Annotated in this window: 2 protein-coding genes; both read right to left on the bottom strand. The window is 60.7% G+C overall.

Going from position 1 to position 1,464, the window contains the following annotated elements:
- Positions 1 to 157: 157 nt before the first annotated feature.
- Positions 158 to 1,135, bottom strand: coding sequence for an alpha/beta fold hydrolase (locus GY725_16970; protein MCP4005884.1), 978 nt, complete (start codon positions 1,133 to 1,135; stop codon positions 158 to 160).
- Positions 1,136 to 1,314: 179 nt separating this feature from the next.
- A partial coding sequence (locus tag GY725_16965; protein ID MCP4005883.1) for a hypothetical protein occupies positions 1,315 to 1,464 on the bottom strand: 150 nt, incomplete at its 5' end.

Genomic DNA, 1,464 nt, shown 5'->3' with positions numbered 1-1,464 from the left:
TGCTACGCTGAGTATGTTGACGAGCCTATTGGCGCAGCACGGTCAAGCCCGCAGATATCCGTAGGCGGAATCCTCGAAGTCGACGAGTTGAACTGTCCGATAGTATGCCATCGCCCGATGCAGGCGATCCCTGTGCTCTTGCCCGGAGCTCCGGCTCTTACGGAGTTGCCAGATCTGCCAGGAAATCGAGGATACTGCGGCTGAACGTCTCGGTCCCATCCACGAATAGCCAGTGCCCCACTCCTTGGAGAATCTCCAGCTTCGATCCCGCTATGCTCGCGTGCATCCGCTCCGCGTTCCGGTAGTGCAGGGGATCCGCGTCACCGTGGAGGATCAGAGTGGGAATCCGCAAGCTCTTCAGATCTTCGTGCAGATCGAACTCGCCGATGGACTGGAGTACGTTGCCAGCCACAGCGTTGCCGTTTTTGATGGTATTTGCCGGGAAATACAAGTCCATTCTCTCGACCTGGGAGGGGTCCACGAAATAGGGCTTGAACCAGACCCTCCAGAAGCGTTCGTGCGCCTTGGGATCGCCGTTCTTGAACCCGTCCGACTCGTAGATCTCCGCCAGCAGCTCCGAGTCGCCGGGCGCGCGGTTCGCTTCATAGGTGGGCCGCATCTCGGAAAAACCCTCCGTTGACGCCGCCGTCGAGGCCAGAATCAGGGACTTCAATCTGTCCTGATGCCGCAGGCTGTAGTGCATGGCCAGCCGGCCGCCCCAGGAGTGTCCCAGCAGGTTCATCTGCTCGATTCCGAAGTGCTCGCGAATGGCCTCGACGTCGTCGATGAAGGTGTCGATGTTGATCGATTCGGAATCGACAGGCCCGCTGGAGAGGCCGGTGGAGCGCTGATCGTAGAGAATGACCTTGTGGCCCTGGGCGAGCTCCCAGATGAAGGGTAGAAACTGGCGGTGATCGAAGCCCGGGCCTCCGTGCAGCACCACGATCGGGTCGCCCGAGCCTCTGACTTTATAGTAGAGGGAATGTGCGCCGTTTTCGACGAAGCCGTCTTCAATCGTCGCCGTCGCTTCCGTGGCAGTCGGCTCAGGCGTGTCGATCGGTTCGGTCGTCGCCTTATCGTTGCAGGCGAGGGCCACGATCAAAAGCAGCGGCAAGAGGGGCAGTTGGTTCCGCACTGACAGCTCCTTTCTTTCTGCATCCGCGGTCGTGCTCGTGGTGTTCGACCTGAATACGATGACCTGGAGAGCTTGTTGCCGTAGCCGGGATAAACAGCTCTGATCTCGGGGCGGTTGGCTCATCAGGGGCCGGGATGCCCGAATCCGAGCCGACCCGAGCTTCGGCAGGTCTCGGCGCACTACCGAAAGTCGTGGCTCGGGGTCTCCGACAGCCGCTCGATCGGCCAGAAGCGCTCGGCCTTGATCGAGAAGCTGCCGTCCTTCTTCTGCAGGATGCCCTCGATCACCAGCCCGGGGGAGCCGACGATGACCTTGCGGTGCTCTTTGAG

This window comes from bacterium, from assembly GCA_024226335.1.
Lineage (GTDB): Bacteria > Myxococcota_A > UBA9160 > SZUA-336 > SZUA-336 > JAAELY01.
The sequence above is the reverse complement of the archived record's forward strand: the minus strand, read 5'-3'. Positions and strand labels throughout refer to the sequence as shown.